This window comes from Sandarakinorhabdus sp. (assembly GCF_040398645.1).
Taxonomy (GTDB): Bacteria; Pseudomonadota; Alphaproteobacteria; order Sphingomonadales; family Sphingomonadaceae; genus Sandarakinorhabdus.
The window spans coordinates 1-1,026 of the sequence record NZ_JBBATR010000129.1; the positions used below are offsets into that span (position 1 = coordinate 1).

Genomic DNA, 1,026 nt, shown 5'->3' on the forward strand with positions numbered 1-1,026 from the left:
CTGCTCGGCCAGGTGCGCGGCGGCAGCCAGCGCTGGCTGGACATCGGCATCATGCAGTTTCAGCCATCGGAATTGATGAAGCTGGGCATCGTGCTGGTTCTGGCCCGCTATTTTCACTATGTGCCAAAGGGTTACGAAAGCCGGCCCGATGTTCTGCTGCCGGCATTGGCGTTGATTGCGCTGCCCGCTGGCCTGGTGATGCTGCAACCCGATCTGGGCACGGCCCTGTCGATCGTGTTCGGCGGTGTGACGATGATGTTTCTGGCCGGCGTCAGGCTGTGGCTGTTCGGCGCGGCCGGCGCGGTGCTGGCCGGGCTGCTGCCGCTGGTATGGCAGCTGATGCATGATTACCAACGCAAGCGGGTGCTGATCTTCATGGACCCTGAATCCGATCCGCGCGGCGCCGGCTATCACATCACCCAAAGCAAGATCGCCATCGGATCAGGCGGCCTGTCCGGCAAGGGATTCCTGAACGGCACCCAAAGCCATCTCGATTATCTGCCCGAACTGCACACCGATTTTGCCTTCGCCACCATGGCAGAAGAATGGGGGCTGCTGGGCGGCCTGTATGTGATCATCCTCTTTGGGCTGGTGCTAGCATGGGGCATCCGCACGGCTATGGCCGCAACCAACCAGTTTCAACGGCTGCTGTGCGTGGGCCTGATGGCCACATTGTTCTTCTATCTGGCGATCAACATGATGATGGTGATGGGCCTCGCCCCGGTCGTCGGCATTCCGCTGCCGCTGATCAGCTGGGGCGGCAGCGCCATGATGACCGTGATGATCCTGCTCGGCCTGGTCATGGGCATCGCCCGCACCAACCGGCCAAACCAGGATTGACCAATCGCGCCGCCAAGCCCCACAAAACCAGTTTACAACCCCCCTACGTCATTGCTAGACGCTACCTCCCACAGGGCAACACGACCCTGTGGCTCCGCCATTGGCGAGATGGACGCATAGCTCAGTTGGTAGAGCAGCTGACTCTTAATCAGCGGGTCCCAGGTTCGAACCCTGGTGCGTCCACCA

General features: G+C 61.3%; 1 protein-coding gene and 1 tRNA gene. Both read left to right on the forward strand.

From position 1 onward, the window contains the following. Positions 1 to 840, forward strand: an 840-nt coding sequence (gene rodA, locus ABWP50_RS13565) for a rod shape-determining protein RodA (RefSeq protein WP_353218514.1), incomplete at its 5' end; no start/stop codon positions are given. Between the two features lie 110 nt (positions 841 to 950). Next, positions 951 to 1,026 (forward strand) — tRNA-Lys (locus ABWP50_RS13570).